Genomic DNA, 19,255 nt, shown 5'->3' on the forward strand with positions numbered 1-19,255 from the left:
TAATGCAGAGAAATAAAAAAATTGAGACATACATAAGACAGCAAATACTACCAACTGACAATCAATAATTTACATGTAAAAAATATTGATATTCAAATATCCAATTTTATAAATCTGATGGATTATATTTTTTAAAATCGGGGACTATTGGATATGTTTGTTAGGAAAGTACCACTTCCATTTTCAAAAACAACAATGACCTTAGCTATAAAATACTTGATAAAATCTGCAGAGAATTTATGTACTATGCAGTAGCCTAAAGTAGCCGGGTTTATGTGGCTGCTAAAACTAATAAATCAATTTTCATGAAAAAAATTAATTTAAAACATCTTAAAGCAGAGGTGAATGAAAAACTTACAAGGGAACAATTGAAAAATGTGTTTGGTGGAATTGCTGCTGCCACAGGGAACGGAGCATGTGTATTTAGCCAACCTTTATGTTGGAATTACAATTGTACAGGAGATGCAAGAAGTAATGGAAGAGGTGGTTACGAATGTTGTGGACCAAAATGTGAATAATCAATCACAGTTTGAGCAATCACCCATTGAATAAAGCACCTTACACAAAAGCTATCCAGATCTAAGCCTAAAGTGACTGGGCTTATGTAGTCACTACAACATCAAATTATTAGCAACTATGAAAAAAATTAGTTTAAAACATCTTAAATCAGGTGTTAATGAAAAACTTAGTAGAGAACAACTGAAAAATTTATTTGGCGGACTTCACGACCCGACAGATCAATACTGTGGTGGCGGAGATATGTGCCATTCAAATTCAGAATGCCCTGAGGGAACTGCCTGCGGCATATTTTACTCTTGTTTAAGATGTTTAAAAATCTAACAAGCTGGTTTCTGATAGACAGGTTTTGTCTATCAGATTTTTTTCTCATTTATAAAATCTGATACCTTAAATATGCTTTTTCTTTCCGCTCAACCTGATGACATTTACTTTATCTGGCAATTAGAGGTTCTGATAAGAAATCTAAGCCAACTTGGTATATCAAAAAAGGATATACACATTGTAATTGGATTTAATCCTGTTATAGGTCTTAAGAAAGAGTTCAATCAGTTTGTACAAGACAATCACACATTTGCAAGCTTCTTTTTATATCCGGACACCCGTTCCCGGAACCAATACATTTCTACGATACGTCCTCATTTGTTAACAAAACACTGGGAACAATTTCCTTCCTTGAATAATCGGATAATTTTTTATCACGATTCTGATATTATTTTTAGCAGAATTCCATCCGTAGAAACAGATGAGATTAATTATGTATCAGACACCCGCTCTTATTTGGATTCAAATTACGTTGTAAAAAGCACGAACAAAAAAATTTTAAAAAAGATGTGTTCTATTGTAGGAATTTCGGAAGACACTGTGATAGAAAATGATTCTCACACTGGTGGAGCACAATATTTATTAAAACATATTACAAAGGAGTTTTGGGAAAAAGTGTATGAGGATTCGGAATCAATATTCTGTTTACTTGAAGGTTTTAATAATGATGAACAACAGAAACTGATCGGCAATCCGGAATATATGCCTAAAAAAGTACAAGCCTAGTGCGCTGACATGTGGGCTGTATTGTATAATCTCTGGTATTTTAATAAGAAGGTACAGATACATCCTGAGTTGGATTTTTGCTGGCCAACTGATCCGATTCATGATTATCACGAAAAAGCTATTCTTCATTACTCAGGAAATCATCAGGAAAGAGAATTATTTTTTTACAAAAGAGATTACATCCAATATGCTCCGTGGTATGACAATAATCTATATGCAATTCCGGATACCAACTGCAGCTTTCCTCTGGTAAAGCATATAAAAATGAGAAAACAGGAGTTGGATCGAGACCGGATTGAATTAAGAAATTCCTTGTTTGTGATAGAAAATACAACCGAAAGTACATTTAATAAGATCAAAGCATATCTATTAAAGCACCTGGACACCGAGGTAATTGATGCTGCCGAATTTTCGGGCGATAATCGGGAAAAAACGACAATAAGGATTCCAGGCCCTGTACTTATTCCTATTGTAAGTATTATGAAAATTGTCGAATTTCCCTATACTTATTACCAGTTTCCTGTATATTACAAGATTGATCAGCTTTTCGACACTGCTTTTTCTAAAGTTTTGGATGGTGATATTTTAACACAAAATATTGGCAAATTCTCAAGATACGAAACTGCAACAACCATCCAAAAAGCTGAAGGTTCCACAACTACAGACTTTCAATCTCTTATACAACTAGAAGACCCTATATTTTTTCTCTTATGAACTCAGGATTAACAGATAATGGATTAGCCATCATTGCTCTGCGTTTATTTCTAAGTAATGAAAGATCGCAATTCGGAGAAGGTGAAAGCATTCTAAATACAATTGCTGAAAGCATTTCTCAATCAGATGACTATAGCTTTGAAAATGGAATTATAGGATTTGGCTGGCTTGTAGCTTATTTACACTATCAGGAATATATAGATATCGATAGTGATGAAATATTGGAGGATGTAGATGATCAGGTCTACAAGTACACATTACAAATTATCAGCAATAGCAAGGATGAGACGGATACCCTATTAGAAATTGTCAATTATTCTCTTATTCGCCATCTTAATAAAAACCCGCAAGAGCTGCATTATCGTAAATTCATTCATTATGAATGTATCAATCTTATCTTTGACATCTTTACGCATTATCTTGAAATAAGTCTGAATAAAAAAAATATAGACCCCACGGAGCTGCATAACTGTTGTAAAATTCTCCTAAAAATTAGCTATTGCCTCGAATATATAAAAAAGACAGAATGGAAAAAAACACTTTTACAGCAGCTGGTAAAGATAATCCATCATCTGGAGCTGAATTTTAATAAAAATAATTACCCCTATGAAGATCTCCTGATCCTTTTATTAACCGCCAAACAAAGAAAGTACAAACTGGCGGAAAATAAAATTTTAGATTTGATTTTATCATGTACTACATTTTCAAATCATTTTATACTTGACACTCTTAAAAAGCCTATTGTGCATCATGCAGATTTACAGGATCATGAACTTTTATTTCTGCTAACAAATTACAATATCGATTCCTTCTCTGTTTAAATCTTAAAATAGAATATTATGGCAAAAGAACTATTTGAACATAAAATTATTATTCTTGTTCCTTTTAGAAATCCTGGAGATTATATTGTCGATTGTGTCAATTCCATTTTAGCTCAACAATATACTCATTATGAAGTTTATTTGTTGGATGATAATTCCGATGATCATTCTTTTGAACTCATACAAGAACTTCTGGAAGCTACAGATCATTTTCATTATGTAAAGCGTGAAAAAAGAATGGGAGCATTAGCAAATCTTCACAAAGGGCTCACTGAAATTCCATTGCAAGATGATGATATCATTGCTATTGTAGACGGTGATGATTATTTGTTTGGTGAATATTCTCTGCAAATCCTAAACTATACCTATAATGATGAATCAACCCAACTTACTTATGGACAATTTATTGATTCCTATGGAAATCTTGGCAGCATCTCTCCTTATACTGAAGAAGAATTTAAAAATTTAAGAGCCTCACCATGGAAGGCGACACACCTTAAAACTTTTAAGCATCATTTGTTTAAAAACTTTCTACGAAAAGATCCAGCCTGTCAAAATTTAAAAACAGAACATGGACTCTTCTATCCATCAACTTATGATATGGCCATCATGTTTCCATTAATAGAAATTGCTGGATATGAGCATTGCACATATATTCCGAACGTTCTTTATTGCTATCGCCTGCATTCTCAGAATGATCATGCTACACCTGAAGGAAGAAAACTTCAGATAGATTCAGAACTGCATATAAGATCAAGAAATTCGATGTCTAGATAGAATCAATTTCTTGGTGTTTTCAAAAATCACCACCACTGAAATATTAAAATAACACTGTACATAAAGCAGAAACAGCATCAAAATTTGATGCTGTTTCTATTTACACATTTACATTTAACATTTACTAATTATGGATTCATCCAAAGTTTAGTACAATTCTTTCTCTATGGGCAGACAAAATATATTCCCTTTCTTCATGATTCTGAAGTCATCAAAATAAAATCCTACCTCTAAACCTTTCACTTTATGTATGGTTATATCGTTTTCATATGAGCAACTCAGATCGAATAACCCATCTTCTATTCTTTGTAATTCCCAGTTCTGCACCTCACAATCCAATCCGGGGTGAACTTGTTGGTTTAAAATAAGGTCAAGCAGCCAGAAACAATTCTCATAAACAGCTACATTATTAATGCCTTCTGTAATCTTATGACCTTCTTTATACTCATGTAAACTATCTGGAAACGTATAAATATCATACAGATCATTTGCAGAGTTTTTGATTTTGTTGTGCTTGTTACTAATCATGGCGTTATTGATTTTTATATTTCTGCTTTAATTATTAATTTTAATTCTTCAATTATTAACATTGTTATGTTAATAATGTTTTTTATCTTTGACAAATATAGTCTAAATTTAGACCAATTTAAAAAAAATATGGACAAAATTCAAACCATAAAAGAAAGAATTTTCATTTTCCTTGAAAACAGGGGCATTAAGAAGGAAACTTTTTACAAAGAAACAGGCATGTCATCCTCAAATTTTAAAGGAGCAGGTCTGAAAAGTGATCTTGGAGTAGATAAACTTGCAAAGATTGTGAATGTTTATCCCGAATTAAAGGATAATGAGAATTTAAATTGGTTGATTACCGGACACGGGAAATTGAATCTGGATTCAGATTCGCAAAAAGAACAGCAAAGAATGGATGTTTATCGTGAAGAAGAGCATGAAAAGCTGGGTGATCTGCTTGCTAACTTATTTGCACAATATAATACTCAGGATAAAGGTATCTTATTTATCCAGAGTCAACTTTCAAGGATGGAAAAAAAATATGATGAAGCTATAATAAAGCAAAATAAATATTTGGAAGAAATTTTATCCCTGACAAAAACAGCGGTCAAATAATATTAATTTCTGTTAATTATTATTTTATCTGAACCACCTAAAAATGTCTTGGTGGGAGACATCAGCACCAGATATCCCAGATCTTTTGTGAAAAGGTTCAAATCTTCCATGGTACCAATAAATCCATTATTGATCTCTTTCTTTACCAGGTATATTTTTTTCAGGTATTCTTCTTCCGAAATAATGTGCTCAGAATAATCCTCCCACAACTTATCAGAAAGGGCTACAAGAATTTTCAATCTTTCTCTATGATTATTCATTATCTTCAATGTCATTACGTTTAAAAAGAATCGTAGAGAACCTGTCCAGCGTACTATTATTGAACTGATCCAAAAGATGCAGTTTTCTGTAGTAGTTATCCAGTTTAAAAACCAGAAAAACAATCAATATCAAAACCAATATAATGGCAATATCAGCGATGGCTGATATTTTATTCTCGTTGAAAAAGATAAACTTGATGTAGGTTACCAAATGAAAATAACCCGCTACTAAAGCTACGTAATACGTATATCTGTGCGCTCTGAATAAACCTCCTAATGCCAGTAATATAACGCAAGATGATATAGACAGGAAATAAATCGTTGAATCAAGATCCAGTCTTCTTTCGCCGGCAGTATTAGCCAGCTGCACATTGACATCAATAAAGTATCCTACTATATTATTTAAGAATGGTAATATAGCAGAAATTAAAACAAATGCCGAAGCAATTATTTCAATAGTCCGTTTATTTAGGCCGATCCGATTTTGTTGGATCGATGGTGTCTGCGGCTTCTGAGTAGCTTTCTGTGTCTCCTTGTTTATTGGTGGCTTCATTTAAAATAGTCTGTTTTTTCAGGGAATCACTTACGACTCTGGCTGCTTCTGATCTTCCCGCTCCAACCTCTATTTTCTTATGATCAGCTGACCTTGCAACTTCCATCTCTTCATTTCTATCTGAGCATGCCGTCACGACAGATAATAGTAAGATTCCTGATAATAATAATCTTGCTTTCATAGGTAGTACATTTTTGACGACTTAAAGATAAGTGTTTACCCGTTACATTTCGCTTATAAAAACACTAATAATTCACTTTTATTAAATAATTTTTAATGGACTGAATTCTATATTAGTATTTAAATAAATTCAAATGTAATAAATATTCTATGTATATCAGCAATTTATTACAAAAAAATGAATCAATTAGTCAAAAGATCGGATTAAACTCAGAATTCAGGACAATTGATACAGAATAAAAAAACAGCATAAAACATCATGTATATTGATATTTTGCATTAAATAATTATTTATTAAGAATATTATCCTCCATAAATTCCGCCCCTGTTCTAAGATGAGCACCTGAATGATCATTTGAATAATGCCTTCAAAAAAACAACAGTTTACTCCATATCTTAGAAGAGCCAGGAGGTAAATAACCTATAATGTACCAGTTAGGATTGTACAAATTTTACAAAAAAGTTATTTCATTTTAAAATTTTACTATCTTCGCATTTTAACATATGTATGAACATACCACTTCAGGATTTTAGTATTGATCACAACAGCAAGCTCCCTTTACACGTGCAGGCAGAAGAACTTTTCCGTAAGCTTATCAAAATGGAAGCTTACCAAAAAGGAGCTCTATTACCCAAAGAAGTGGATCTGGCCAACTTGTGGGGAGTTTCCAGAAACACGATCCGCCAGGCCACTAATAAACTGGAACACGAAGGGTTGATCATTCGTAAAAAAGGGATCGGAACAAGGGTGGCAGAAAAGAAAAGCCTGGTAACCGGACTGGATCATTGGTACAGCTTTACCAGAGAAATGCAGGAAAAAGGAGTTCAGGTAGTCAATCAGCTCCTGAAAACAAGTATGGAGCAGCCCAATGAAGATATCTGCAATTTCTTTCACTGTCCCGCAGATAAAAAGATATTTAAATTGTCAAAATTAAAAGGAGAAAGTTCAGGAGATCCTATTGTATATTTTGAAAGCTTTTTCCATCCGAGAATCGGGGTTGATAAAAGTGATGACTTTAATATGCCGTTGTATAGCATGCTGCAGGAAAAACATGGTGTTATTGTACACCGTTCCCGCGAAAATATAAGTGCCTGCCAGGCAGGAACTGTCATTGGAAAGAAGCTAAAAGTCTCTGCTTCCTTTCCCGTATTGAAGCGTGAGCGTTTTGTGTATGATATTAACGGAAAACCCGTGGAATATAACGTAGGATATTATCGTTCGGATAAGTTTACCTATACGATCGATATCAATAAATCTCCGGAAATTTAATTTCCTTTTTTTATCATTCAATATGTTCAAACATTCTAACATATAAACATAAAAACTAAGCTCATGTATAACAGGTATTTTATTTTACTGATATCTTTTCTGCTGACAGGCAATGGTATGTATGCTCAGGAAAAAGCTCCTTACTTCGGGAATATACAGGCAATTAACGGGTATGAACGCGAGATAAGCGGTGAAAACATCGATTATTTCTCAGCATTTCCTGATCATGCCAACCGTGCACTCCTTACCAGAACTACAGACGGAAAAAAAACAATCGAGTGGGAAACCGCTTCTGTACCTTTGAAAAATAATGGTCAATACGTTTATTTTAACTGGCTGGTTTCGCATTCTTCAGGAACAAGCGGAGGTGCCAGAAACTTTGATCTGTATATCAATGATCAGAAAACATTAACATTGACAACCTACCCTGCCAACCAACATCCGGACTGGATTTCCAAAGCCGCAGACAGTACTGCCTTTATATTTCACCAAACCACGACAGACGGATTAAAAGATTCTTACGGAATAGCCTACCTGCGGGTTCCCGCAAATAAAGTAACCCCAGGAAAACCCCTCCGATTAAAAATTGTTGGCCAGGCCCAGAACAGCAGAGACTGGATGATGACTTATAAATTTACTTTCCAGGAAAAAATAGATGCCCAATCCACTCCTTTTCTGTTGAAAGACGGCAAACGCCTTCTGAGTCTTACGACCCTTCACTTCGGTCCGGAAGAAAAAATAAAGGCTATAATAAACAATAAAGAGACCTTTACTTTTACCATGCCGGACGGTATTAAGACTTTTGACATCCCGGTTTCTCTTTCAGCCGAGGGAGGCAAACTGGAACTGGTAGTGATCTCCGGCAGGAAAGAGCTTCTTCGGAAAACAATTCAGGCTCAGGCTATCGTACCACGAACATTATATTTTATCCATCACTCTCATACCGATGTAGGATATTCCCATTTACAGTCGGAGGTAGAAAAAATTCATACAAAGAATATTTATGATGCTCTTGCGATGATTGAAAAGACAAAAAATCTTCCTGAAGAAGCCCGTTTCAAATATAATGTAGAAGCCCTTTGGGATGTTGAAAACTTCATGAAAAATGCGTCTGCACAAGATAAAAAGTCCTTTGTAAAAGCAGTACAGGAAGGGGGAATAGGCCTTTCTGCCATGTATGGCAATATTTTAACAGGGCTTAGCCAGCCGGAAGAATTATTCCACTATACAGAATATGCTCAAAAACTGGAAAAAGAATTAGGCTTACCAATCAAAAGTGCCATGATGTCTGATGTACCGGGATTTGCCTGGTCATTAGTTCCTGCACTTACTTCATCAGGAGTAAAATACTTCTCAAGCGGTCCCAATTATCTTGGAAAAACAAATCCTTATCTGGGAGACCGTGTCGGAAACTTTGTGAAAAACTGGGGAGATAAACCGGTTTGGTGGCAATCTCCGTCAGGAAAAGAAAAAATACTATTCTGGACAGCGGGAAGAGGGTATTCTTCATGGCATGGTGTACATCCCGGTGATGTATTTGACAATGGCCAGAAAAAAATTGCAGAATATCTGGAAGACCTTACCCATAGCAATTATCCTTATGATATGGTACAATGGCGCTACAATATTGTTGCGGACAACGGCCCTATAGATCCTACCGTCTCCCAATTTGTAGATGAATGGAATAAAAAATACACCTCACCCAAAATTGTACTGAGCACCAATGAAAAAATGTTCGAAGTCTTTGAGAAGAAATATGGCGACAAAATCCCTGTTGTAAAAGGAGACATCAGCCCTTACTGGGAGGATGGAGCCATGTCCACTGCCAAAGAAGAAGGAATCAACAGAAACAGCAGCTTAAAACTGCAACAACTGACAACACTTTATTCTATGTTAAATCCCCGACAATATAACAGCCGGCATTTTTATGAAGCATGGAAAAATGTGATTTTATTCCATGAGCATACGTGGGGGGCTTTCAACAGTATTACGGCACCGGACCTCCCCTTTGTGGCAGATCAGTGGAAAGTAAAAAAACAATTCTCGGCCGATGGCAGCTTCCTTTCCGAAAAACTGGAAAAAGAACTTCTTCTTCCTTTAACAGATCCGGCATCCAAAACAATAGCAGTATTCAATACCTCATCATGGGCAAGAGAAGGTATAGTCACTATCCCGGAAAATACACAGGCTAACGCAGTGCAGGATGCCACAGGTCAAAAGATTCCTCTGCAAAAACTACAGGACGGAACCATGACATTTTTAGCCAAAAACATTCCGGCGCTGGGATCAGCAACATATACATTGATTAAAAATAAAATCTCCTCTCCTTCTTCATTCATCATTACTGACTCCAGTATTTCTAATGGAAAAGTTACGGTGAGCTGGGATAAAAAAACGGGAAGCATTACTCATCTTACCGATACAACAAAGACCAATTACGCAGGAAGTTTTAATGACCAGGGATTGAATTCTTACTGGTATGTTCCGAGATCCGATCCCAAAGAAGCTTTATCAAATACAGATGTACAGGTAAAAATACTGGAAAACGGACCTGTAGTAGCAAAGATTTCATTAGTATCTGAAGCTCCGGGTGCTCGTAAACTGGAACGAATGATTACCATCACCGCAGGCAGTGACGAAATAGCGCTGGAAAATATTGTTGATAAAAAGCCTGTCCGTACCAAAGAAGCCGTTCATTTTGGATTTCCTTTTAACCCTGATTTTAAAAATATCACTGTCGATGCCGGGTATGGCAACATGAAATACCTTACCGATCAGCTGCCGGGTTCTAATATGGATTATTGGTACAGCCGTCGCTGGGTAGATGCTTCTTCAGCACAAAAAGGAATACAGTGGATGATGCTCGAAACTCCATTGATAGAAGCTGCAACAATGATTGACGAAAGAATGGTCATCGACAATAGCCACAAAAAGTGGAAAGATAACGGAACACCGGGAGCGACAAATTGGTTCAGTTATGCCATGAACAACTACTGGCACACCAACTATAAAGCAGATCAGGAAGGTCCTGTACATTACCACTATGTACTACGTCCTCACGATGGCTTTAATTCTGTTGAAAATGAAAAATCAGCTGCTGCATTTACACAGCCTCTTATCGCAGTTCCTGTCAAAGAACAATCTTTTAGTAGTGGAAGTCTTTTTCATATGAACAATGATAAAATTGTGGTCACAAGTATTACTCCTCAGGAAGATCAAAGCTTTATCATCAGATTATATAACCCGGATGAAAAGGGACAGGTGACTGCATTTCAATGGGAAAAACTTAAGCCGGTAAAGCTTATTAACCTTAAAACAGGAAAAGAATTTTCTATTACCGAAAAATTTAGTTTAGAAGGAATGGATGTGCTTGAGATTAAAGTAATTTTCTAGCGGCAACACTCTAAAATGAATACTTTTTATCTGAACCTTACAGGTTTTCGAAACTTGTAAGGTTTGATTATCAACCATTACTATTTGTCAACATTTAAAATAAATCAGACAATGTCAAAACCAGTGATTGCCATAGACATGGGCGGAACAAAGATTAAAATCGGACTTGTACAGGAAGAGACCGTTCTATCTTATATTTCCATTGATGCTGACTCCGAAAAAGGACTTGCTCCAAAGCTACCTCTCATACAGAGAACCATAGAAATCATGTTGGCTCAACATAACCTTACTCAATCCGATATCTCAGGATTAGGTATTGCTTCCCCGGGAATTGTTGACAGCGTCCAGAAAAAAATTCTTTCCATTGATAAAAAGTTTGGCGATGCCCCTGAAATAAATCTTGAAAAATGGTGTTTAGAGACTTTCAACCTCCCTTTTTCCATTGAAAATGATGCCCGATCTGCATTAATTGGAGAATGGAAATATGGCAAAGCTGACACGTACGACAATATTGTTCTGATGACCTTAGGAACCGGCATTGGAAGTGCTGTAGTGATGGAAGGCCGGTTATTGAGAGGAAAACATTTTACCGCCGGCATACTGGGAGGCCATTCAGTCATTAATTATCTTGGAAACATTTGTAATTGCGGGAATAAAGGCTGTGTAGAGACAGAAGCCTCCACCTGGAATCTACCGGTTATTGCAACAGCGGAGAGAAACTTCACAGGCAGCAAGCTGTCTTTACCCCAGGTTATTGATTACGAACTTATCTTCAGGCTTGCGGAAGAGGGTGACAGTGTGGCTGAAGCTATTCGTGACCGGAGTCTGCAGGCCTGGTCTGCTTGCGCCATCAACCTCATCCATGCCTACGATCCGGAAGTTCTGGTGCTTACAGGAGGTATTATGGCCAGCAACTTTTATATTCTTCCTTTTATCAGACAATATGTTGAAAATCACGCATGGACACCGTGGGGAAAAGTACAAATTGAAGAAGGAAATTTCCCCCGCACCGCAGCATTACTTGGAATCGCTCATCTTATCAACCATTAATCAAAAAGAATGAAATCAAATTTCAATAAATTTCCCATTATTCAGATAAAAAATCATACCTGTATCACGGGTTGGGAAGATATTTTAAAAGAACTCAATACAAATACTCCTGAAACTATTGCTATTGAATGCTACCCGGGAGTATTCATCAATGAAGTAATTGCTGCAGTACAGGAATTTTTACAGCCTGAACTGATCATCAATACAATCGAAGTGATGAAAACGGAGAACGAAATCTCTGCAATGGTACAAAAGTATGTGACTGATGATCCGGTATTCGGTTATATAAGTCCATTGGAACTGGAAGAATATTTTGACCCTTCCAAAATAACAGCTCTTCATCAAAAGCTGAATGAAATACATGGATGTAAAGTAATTATTGGGCCGGGAGCCACTTTAGTAAGCGAAAACCCTTCTGCTATCCTGTATGCAGATATGCCCCGATGGGAAATACAGAAACGTTTCCGACAAAACACAGCCTGCAATCTTGGAAGAGCCAACTACACAGATTCTTTTGCCTATCAGTATAAACATGCTTATTTCGTCGACTGGCGCGTTGGTGACCGTTATAAAAAAAGAATTCTTAACAAGTGCCATTTTGTAGTAGATACAACCATTCCGCGTCAGCCCAAAATGATAACGACAGCAGCTTTATCTGAAGCTCTTCAGCAAACGGTACACCAGCCGTTCAGGGTGGTTCCTTTTTTTGATCCGGGACCATGGGGTGGACAATGGCTGAAAGAAGTCTGTGACCTGGACAGAAGTCAGCCCAATTTTGCATGGGGATTTGATTGTGTGCCTGAAGAAAACAGTTTACTATTAGGTTTTGGAGAACAGGTGGTTGAAATTCCGTCTCTTAATCTTGTGTTTTTCCAGCCGGAAGCTTTGCTCGGCAAACAGGTATATGAAGGATTCGGAGATGAATTCCCTATCCGCTTCGACTTTCTGGATACGATGGAGGGTGGCAACTTAAGCCTGCAGGTACATCCACTGAAAGAGTACATTAAAGAAAAATTCGGGATGACCTATACTCAGGATGAAAGCTATTATATGCTGGATGTAAAAGAGGATTCTTTTGTCTATCTTGGTCTGAAAGAAAATATTGATCCGGAATGTATGATGAAAGATCTCACAGCTGCACAAAACAATTCTATTCCTTTTGAAGCGGATCAGTACGTACAAAAATGGCCCATGCAAAAGCACGATCATGTTTCCATACCGGCAGGAACGGTGCATTGCTCAGGGGCTGATTCTGTGGTATTGGAGATCAGTGCCACTCCTTACATTTTTACGTTTAAACTCTGGGATTGGGGAAGAATGGGGCTGGATGGAAAGCCGCGACCGATATCCCTGGAACACGGAAAAAATGTGATTCAATGGGATCGCACCGCTACATGGGCAAAGGAACATATTCTCAATCTTACAGAGCCCGTAAACGAAGGTGACGGCTGGCGCGAAGAACGTACGGGATTAGATTCCATGTCGTTCATTGAAACCCGGAGACACTGGTTTAGCAAAAAAGTGATTCATCATACGGAAGGTGTGGTTAACGTACTGAATCTGGTCGAGGGCCGTGAAGTGATCATAGAAAGTCCTGATCATAGTTTCGAACCTTATATCATCCATTATGCAGAAACGTTTATTGTTCCTGCTCATGTGGGAGCCTACACCATCACTCCTCACGGGGAAAGTGCCGGAAAAGAATGCGCAACGATTAAAGCCGGCATCCGAACAGAGATGATTTCCCATAAAGTTTTAAAATAAACGCTATGTCATCAACTTCACACTCAACGCTTATTTATAAATCAACCCTGGTAGCTTCAGTGGGTGGATTATTATTTGGCTATGATACGGCAGTAATTTCCGGAGCCGTGGGTTTTATGAAAACTTACTATCAGCTTTCGGATGTCATGACGGGCTGGGTGGCTTCATGTGCACTGCTCGGATGTATTGTGGGAGCAATGTATTCGGGCAAACTCAGTGATCTTGTCGGTCGGAAAAAAGTATTAATGCTCTCCGGTATCCTGTTTGTCATCTCGTCCATAGGTACAGCTCTTGCACCTGACCTTTGGATTTTCGTCATATTCAGGATTATCGGAGGAATGGGAATAGGAATTGCCTCTATGCTGTCACCGATGTATATCTCAGAAATGGCGCCGGCAGCCATAAGAGGGCGTTTAATTTCAATTTTCCAGCTGGGTATTGTTACAGGGATTCTCGTTATTTATTTTGTCAATGCTTATATCGCCGGAATTCATGATGAAACATGGAATATTTCCACCGGCTGGCGATGGATGTTTGGCTCAGGAACTATTCCATCCATTATTTTTATCCTTTTACTGCTAACGGTTCCTGAAAGCCCACGCTGGCTGGCAGCACAAAAAAGGAATACCGAAGCCTTGGATATTCTTAGTCTGATCAACGGTAATGAACTCGCTCAGCAGGAACTGAAATCGATCGATGAATCCTTACGGGACGAAACCCCATTTTCTTTTGCTGATATAAAAACGCCTCAACTCAAACGGGCATTAGTTATCGGTATCGCACTGGCTGTCCTTTCTCAGATCACCGGAATTAATGCTATAATGTATTATGCCCCCGAAATCTTTAAATCTACGGGAGTAGGGTCAGAATCAGCATTTATGCAAACTATTTTAGTGGGAATCATCAATGTCATTTTCACTTTAGTGGCCATAAAATATGTAGATCATTGGGGACGAAAAAAGCTTTTGCTCATTGGAATTACAGGAATGGCCGTTTGCCTGTTTACTACCGGGCTTGTTTTTTACAAGCAGCAACAAGGTTATCTGCTTTTGATCGCAATACTTGGGTATATTGCTTGTTTTGCAATGTCGCTGGGACCGCTTACTTTTGTGGTCATCGCTGAAATATTCCCCACAAAAGCAAGGGCTACAGCTATGTCTGTGGCAACTTTTTTTCTGTGGCTGGCTGTATTTCTGGTCTCACAGACTTTTCCGGTACTCATCGGATCTGTGGGAAGCGCCTTTACATTTTGGATGTATATGATCATTTCAGTCTTTACCTTCTTTTTTATCTGGAAAATGATTCCCGAAACTAAGGGGAAAACATTGGAAGAGATCGAAAAAGAATGGAAGGAAAGGATTAACGATTGAAAAGCGGGCTAAGTCTCCGTCTATTAAGGAGGCCACTAATGCACGAATAAAAGGATTCATGCATTAGTGGCTAAATAAATTAAAATCAATAGGTTTTGGCTAAAGCCGGATTCCTTCGGAGATAATAATAAAGCGGACTAAAGCCCGCTCCTATTGCTGTTTTTCGTAAATCCACATGCTTTACAACCAAATTAAGATGGCAAGGCAGGTTTAATGCATTATCAATTTACTGACTATTTGAAAAGGTTATATTTCCGGTACCGATTCCTTTTACCGTGACCTTTTTCCAATTGGGAGGCAAAGCATTTTTAGTTGATTTTAAGGTACCTTTTTCATCCATATCCACACCTGCAAATCCCATCATTACAGCCTGCAATGCTCCTCCTGCACCCGTAAGAAAATAAGGATTATCTCCTTCTTCCGTTTCAGCAAGAACTCTGAATGGTGGCAAAAGATTAGGTTCGTAAGATTCTTTAAACCATTTATATGACTCTTCACCTTCTCCCAATCTGCTGTACAATAAAGCAAAAATAGCTTTGGTCATCGCAGGGGTTTTCTTGTTGGGAACCTTTTCCTGATAGTATTTCAAATCTTTTCTGATCTGTTCTTTATCCTGAATGGTATTGAGCGGATACGCCAGTAAATTGACGTCCGCCTGCTTTATTGATGCTCCGTTATAAGTATCGTGTTCTTTTGTCACTCCGTTTTCAAGTCGCGTAAACACCAGGTTGTCTGCAATGTCATGCCAGGTTTTATTGAAAGGTATATTAAGTAACTGGGCAGCATCATTGGCAAACCTGAAATTTTGTTTTGCAATGGCATTGGTGTACGCATTATTATCAACATTCTCTGCCCATTCATCGGCAGCGACAACATTTTTAATGTGATATCTGTTCCCCACTTTTTCTACTCGGGATTGCCAGAACGTTGCTGTTTCACTTAGAAGAGGCCAGCCTTTTTCTTTTAGCCACTGCAGATCTTTAGTCATGAGATAATAGTTCCAGGCTGCAAAAGCAACATCTCCGGTAATATGATGCTCATATGTTCCTGACAATGCCCAGACCGGGGTTTCTTCTTCTCCTGAAACTGCACTTTCCCAGGGAAACATTGCCCCTTTATATCCATGCATCATAGCATTTGTTTTGGCAGCCTTCAGCCTGTTAAAACGATAGTCCACAAGTCCTTTTGCAATTTCAGGATGGAAAAACACCAAAGGTTTGAACATAAACATTTCCGTATCCCAGAAAACATGCCCGTTATAGCCGGTTCCGCTCAATCCGGCCGGAGATAGGGAGTAATCTGATCCTTCTCTTGAAAAGGAATACAGATGGTACAGCATATTATGGACGTCCTGTTGAGCCTGTGCATCCCCTTCTATTTCAATATCGCCTTTCCACAAGTTCTTCCATTCTTCTTCATGCTTTTTATACAGTTGAGCCGGATTTTGCAAATTGGCGTAGATACTTAATCTTTCCACCGTATTGTATGGATCCTGAACCTGGGAAGAGGATGCAAGGGAACCTATCAAAGAAAAAGTATAGACTTCTGAGTTTTTTAATTTTTTCACGAATTTCATCAGATGAGCGTCGCTGTCACGCATTTCATGTGAAACTTTTGGCTGGTTATATTGTTCGTCAGGAAATACAAATGTGGTGCTTGCTGCCATCGTAAGAGCTCCTGTCGGACTTTTTGCTACCGAGGTTAAGATAGGTATTGTGGCATGCGGAGGGCTTACTTCGTTATAATTCTGTTGAAGGGGCAGAAATCCCTGTGGTGTTTTAAGATTACTTTCTGCAACGAATGAAAGCTCCTTTTTAGGATGTATGGTCACGGTAAGAATTACATTATTGGGAAGATGTCTCAACGCTGTATATCGGTATTCTACAGAGGCTATATCTGCATAATCGAATGAACCGGAAAAAGTGGCTGTTTTAAAATTGATATGTTGGGTATAATTGGAAATATTTTTACGATTAATTTCTTTCCAGTCGATGACAAGATTACAATTGAGCACATTAAAATTGGAAAGAAAATTACTGGTTCTTCCTCTTCCATACTGATCATATACTCCGGCCAGAATAACATTTCCCGCTTTCAAAGGTTCCGGTGAGGAAATCATTCCTATCATTCCGTTGGAAACCGTCACACCGGTGTAATGATCCGGGTTAATATTCCCTGTTTTAATTCCCCATGGGTCCTGTGCCAGACAAATTCCGAAAATACCAGTGAAGCATAGACTTAAAACCGCCAGTCCTTTTTTCATCATAATATTGGTTTTATACTGATGGCAAATCCTCCTCCCGGAGCTACTTTTATTGTAAGTTTATCACTTGATTTTACCTTTTGTCCGGAAATTTCATAGCTTTTCGGGTTGTGATTCCAGCTCGCATTTTTTCCATCTTTATAAATAATGGCATCAAATTTCTGACCTTTAGGAAGGAATGATAAGTCTACTGTAGCTTCCCTTGGATTTTCATCGGTGACACTTCCGACAAACCATTCATTTTTATTCTTAGCTTTTCTTGCAATAGTCACATAATCTCCCGGCTCTGCTTCAAGAATGTAGGATGAATCCCAGTCTACTGCCACATCTTTGATAAACTGAAAAGCATCAGGATATTTTTTATAATTTTCAATAAGGTCTGCAGCCATTTGTAGGGGACTGTACATCGTAATGTAAAGAGCAAGCTGCTTGGTCAGCGTTGTGCTTAATTTCGCTTTATTGTTTCCGTATACAGAAAGATCACCTTCAAATATTCCCGGCGTATAATCCATAGGACCGCCGATCGATCGGGTAAAAGGTAGAATTGTGGTATGATCCGGTTTATTTCCGTTGAAGGATTCAAATTCAGTTCCCCTCGCTGACTCCTGGGCAATCCAGTTGGGATATGTTCTGTGCAATCCGGTAGGTCGTACTGCTTCGTGGGAATTGACCATGATCCGGTACTGGGCTGCGGTTTCAGCAACATATCTGTAATGGTTAACCATCCATTGCCCGTCATGATATTCACTTCGGGGAATAATTGGTCCTACATATCCTGTTTTTACGGCATCATATCCGTTTTCCTTCATAAATTTGAAAGCATCCTTTAATTGTCTTTCATAATCCACCACTGAAGAAGTGCTTTCGTGATGCATGATGATTTTTACATTTTTGCTGTTTGCATACGCCTGGAGTTCTTTCACATCAAAATCCGGGTATGCTTTGGTAAAGTTGTAAATGTGTTCTTTTCTGTACGCCTGGTTATCTTCCCAGCCTTCATTCCAGCCTTCTACCAGGACAGCATCAAATCCGTTCGCTGCGGCAAAGTCAATATATTCTTTAACATGTTTTGTGTTGGCACCATGTCTGCCGTTCGGTTTCAGTGTTTTATAATCTGTTTCTCCAATTCTGATGTCCTGATTGTCAGAGTAGGCCCATGTAGAACCACCGCCAGTAAAATATTCCCACCATACACCTACATATTTCGTAGGTTTTATCCAGGAAGTATCCTTTATTTTGCTGGGCTCATTAAGGTTAACAATGAGGTTGGAAGACAATATTTCTTTTGCATCATCACTGATGATCATGGTACGCCACGGACTTACCGAACCGGTTTGAATAAATCCCCTGTCGCCGTTTTTATCGGGTGTAAGATTGGAAGAAAGAATAAAGTTTTTATCATCAAGGTTAAGAGTCATCGCCGGAAAGTTAACTAGTGCAGCTTCATGGATGTTGATATAAATTCCATCTTGAGATTTCAGCATCAAAGGCGTTTGTACTGCTAAACTTGTACTTGGAGCTTTGGCTGCCAACGGTTCTTTTCTTACTTCATCAATTAATCCTGAAATTTGGGATAATGTTGAAGTCGTTACCGGAAATTCATTGGTATCATAATCTGCGGGAATCCAGAATGCTTTATAATCTTTGGCCAGATTGAAGGAGGTGAGCTCATTGCTGATCGTAAAATGTCTCAAGTCAGGCTGAACAGGAAACTCATATCTGAAGCCCAATCCGTCATCAAAAAGTCTGAATCTGATATCCAGTTTCCAGCCTGTTTTATTTTGCACGAGATGAACGAGCATTTCTTTATAATGATCGTTTACTTCTTTGTTCGGTCCCCAAACGGTTTTCCAGCTAGTATTTTCAGAAGTATAGCTGATATTTTCCACTTTAAATCCTGAAAAATAAGAGGTGGAAGGTTTTAAAATAAATCCCAGTTTACTATCCTTCACAACGGGTTTCCCTTTATATTGAAGCGTATAATACGGGCTTCCTTCTTCTTTGATGGTAAAATTCAGTTGCAGTTTACCATTGGGCGATTCGAATGATTGGGCGTGTATAATGATTCCGCATACAACAGATATACAGAGTGACAGCATATTTTTTATCATGATCTTCAGCTATTTTAATTATTAAAAAAGAAATTCAT

General features: G+C 38.0%; 18 protein-coding genes. 12 read left to right on the top strand and 6 right to left on the bottom strand.

What is annotated here, in order from left to right; all coding sequences use genetic code 11:
• Positions 1 to 305: 305 nt before the first annotated feature.
• The 6 genes from M030_RS23595 to M030_RS0101515 all read left to right on the top strand — a co-directional run bounded on the left by M030_RS23595 (position 306) and on the right by M030_RS0101515 (position 3,878).
• Complete coding sequence (locus tag M030_RS23595; protein ID WP_034721911.1) at positions 306 to 518, top strand: hypothetical protein; 213 nt, start codon at positions 306 to 308, stop codon at positions 516 to 518.
• 118 nt (positions 519 to 636) lie between these two features.
• Positions 637 to 840 (top strand): hypothetical protein, encoded by a 204-nt coding sequence (locus M030_RS25370; RefSeq protein WP_123840757.1) that lies wholly within the window; start codon positions 637 to 639, stop codon positions 838 to 840.
• Between the two features lie 72 nt (positions 841 to 912).
• Positions 913 to 1,566, top strand: coding sequence for a hypothetical protein (locus M030_RS24830; protein ID WP_027371913.1), 654 nt, complete (start codon positions 913 to 915; stop codon positions 1,564 to 1,566).
• A 9-nt stretch (positions 1,567 to 1,575) separates the two neighbouring features.
• Entirely contained in the window at positions 1,576 to 2,280 is a 705-nt protein-coding gene (locus tag M030_RS24835; RefSeq protein WP_027371914.1) for a hypothetical protein, read from the top strand.
• On the top strand, positions 2,277 to 3,101 hold the full coding sequence (locus tag M030_RS0101510; protein WP_027371915.1) for a hypothetical protein: 825 nt from the start codon (positions 2,277 to 2,279) through the stop codon (positions 3,099 to 3,101). The genes M030_RS24835 and M030_RS0101510 overlap by 4 nt, the downstream gene beginning before the upstream one ends.
• Before the next feature lie 18 nt (positions 3,102 to 3,119).
• Positions 3,120 to 3,878, top strand: a complete 759-nt coding sequence (locus M030_RS0101515) for a glycosyltransferase family A protein (RefSeq protein WP_027371916.1) — start codon at positions 3,120 to 3,122, stop codon at positions 3,876 to 3,878.
• A gap of 147 nt (positions 3,879 to 4,025) precedes the next feature.
• Here the strand turns inward: M030_RS0101515 and M030_RS0101520 are convergent, their stop codons facing one another.
• Positions 4,026 to 4,406 carry a DUF6876 family protein gene (locus tag M030_RS0101520; RefSeq protein ID WP_027371917.1) on the bottom strand — a complete coding sequence of 127 codons (381 nt, stop codon included), beginning with the start codon at positions 4,404 to 4,406 and terminating at the stop codon, positions 4,026 to 4,028.
• Positions 4,407 to 4,481: 75 nt separating this feature from the next.
• On the opposite strand from M030_RS0101520, the gene M030_RS0101525 reads away from it, so the two are divergent.
• Positions 4,482 to 5,003, top strand: a complete 522-nt coding sequence (locus tag M030_RS0101525; protein WP_123861817.1) for a hypothetical protein — start codon at positions 4,482 to 4,484, stop codon at positions 5,001 to 5,003.
• Between the two features lie 2 nt (positions 5,004 to 5,005).
• Here M030_RS0101525 and M030_RS0101530 read toward each other — a convergent pair whose 3' ends face one another.
• From M030_RS0101530 to M030_RS0101540, 3 genes are read right to left on the bottom strand one after another with little or no spacing between them, the layout of a single operon-like run.
• A complete protein-coding gene (locus M030_RS0101530) occupies positions 5,006 to 5,263 on the bottom strand; it encodes a hypothetical protein (RefSeq protein WP_027371919.1) in 258 nt (85 codons plus the stop codon).
• Positions 5,256 to 5,816, bottom strand: a complete 561-nt coding sequence (locus M030_RS0101535; RefSeq protein ID WP_123861816.1) for a hypothetical protein — start codon at positions 5,814 to 5,816, stop codon at positions 5,256 to 5,258. Before M030_RS0101535 ends, M030_RS0101530 begins: the two co-directional genes overlap by 8 nt.
• Entirely contained in the window at positions 5,728 to 5,997 is a 270-nt protein-coding gene (locus tag M030_RS0101540; protein WP_027371921.1) for a hypothetical protein, read from the bottom strand. The genes M030_RS0101535 and M030_RS0101540 overlap by 89 nt, the downstream gene beginning before the upstream one ends.
• A gap of 507 nt (positions 5,998 to 6,504) precedes the next feature.
• Between M030_RS0101540 and M030_RS0101545 the strand changes: the two genes are divergently transcribed.
• From M030_RS0101545 to M030_RS0101565, 5 genes are all read left to right on the top strand, one after another.
• Positions 6,505 to 7,266 (top strand): GntR family transcriptional regulator, encoded by a 762-nt coding sequence (locus tag M030_RS0101545; RefSeq protein ID WP_027371922.1) that lies wholly within the window; start codon positions 6,505 to 6,507, stop codon positions 7,264 to 7,266.
• Between the two features lie 63 nt (positions 7,267 to 7,329).
• Positions 7,330 to 10,659 (top strand): glycoside hydrolase family 38 C-terminal domain-containing protein, encoded by a 3,330-nt coding sequence (locus M030_RS0101550; protein WP_185097376.1) that lies wholly within the window; start codon positions 7,330 to 7,332, stop codon positions 10,657 to 10,659.
• A gap of 111 nt (positions 10,660 to 10,770) precedes the next feature.
• Positions 10,771 to 11,709: an ROK family protein gene (locus tag M030_RS0101555; RefSeq protein WP_027371924.1), complete on the top strand. Its 939-nt coding sequence runs from the start codon at positions 10,771 to 10,773 to the stop codon at positions 11,707 to 11,709.
• Positions 11,710 to 11,718: 9 nt separating this feature from the next.
• Positions 11,719 to 13,473 (top strand): class I mannose-6-phosphate isomerase, encoded by a 1,755-nt coding sequence (locus M030_RS0101560; RefSeq protein WP_027371925.1) that lies wholly within the window; start codon positions 11,719 to 11,721, stop codon positions 13,471 to 13,473.
• A gap of 5 nt (positions 13,474 to 13,478) precedes the next feature.
• On the top strand, positions 13,479 to 14,843 hold the full coding sequence (locus tag M030_RS0101565; RefSeq protein ID WP_027371926.1) for a sugar porter family MFS transporter: 1,365 nt from the start codon (positions 13,479 to 13,481) through the stop codon (positions 14,841 to 14,843).
• A 226-nt stretch (positions 14,844 to 15,069) separates the two neighbouring features.
• Here M030_RS0101565 and M030_RS0101570 read toward each other — a convergent pair whose 3' ends face one another.
• Positions 15,070 to 17,109 carry a glycosyl hydrolase family 95 catalytic domain-containing protein gene (locus tag M030_RS0101570; protein ID WP_316931394.1) on the bottom strand — a complete coding sequence of 680 codons (2,040 nt, stop codon included), beginning with the start codon at positions 17,107 to 17,109 and terminating at the stop codon, positions 15,070 to 15,072.
• A complete protein-coding gene (locus M030_RS0101575) occupies positions 17,106 to 19,205 on the bottom strand; it encodes a glycoside hydrolase family 97 protein (RefSeq protein ID WP_027371928.1) in 2,100 nt (699 codons plus the stop codon). The genes M030_RS0101570 and M030_RS0101575 overlap by 4 nt, the downstream gene beginning before the upstream one ends.
• Positions 19,206 to 19,255: the final 50 nt, after the last annotated feature.

Source organism: Chryseobacterium sp. UNC8MFCol, from assembly GCF_000482305.1.
GTDB lineage: Bacteria > Bacteroidota > Bacteroidia > Flavobacteriales > Weeksellaceae > Chryseobacterium > Chryseobacterium indologenes.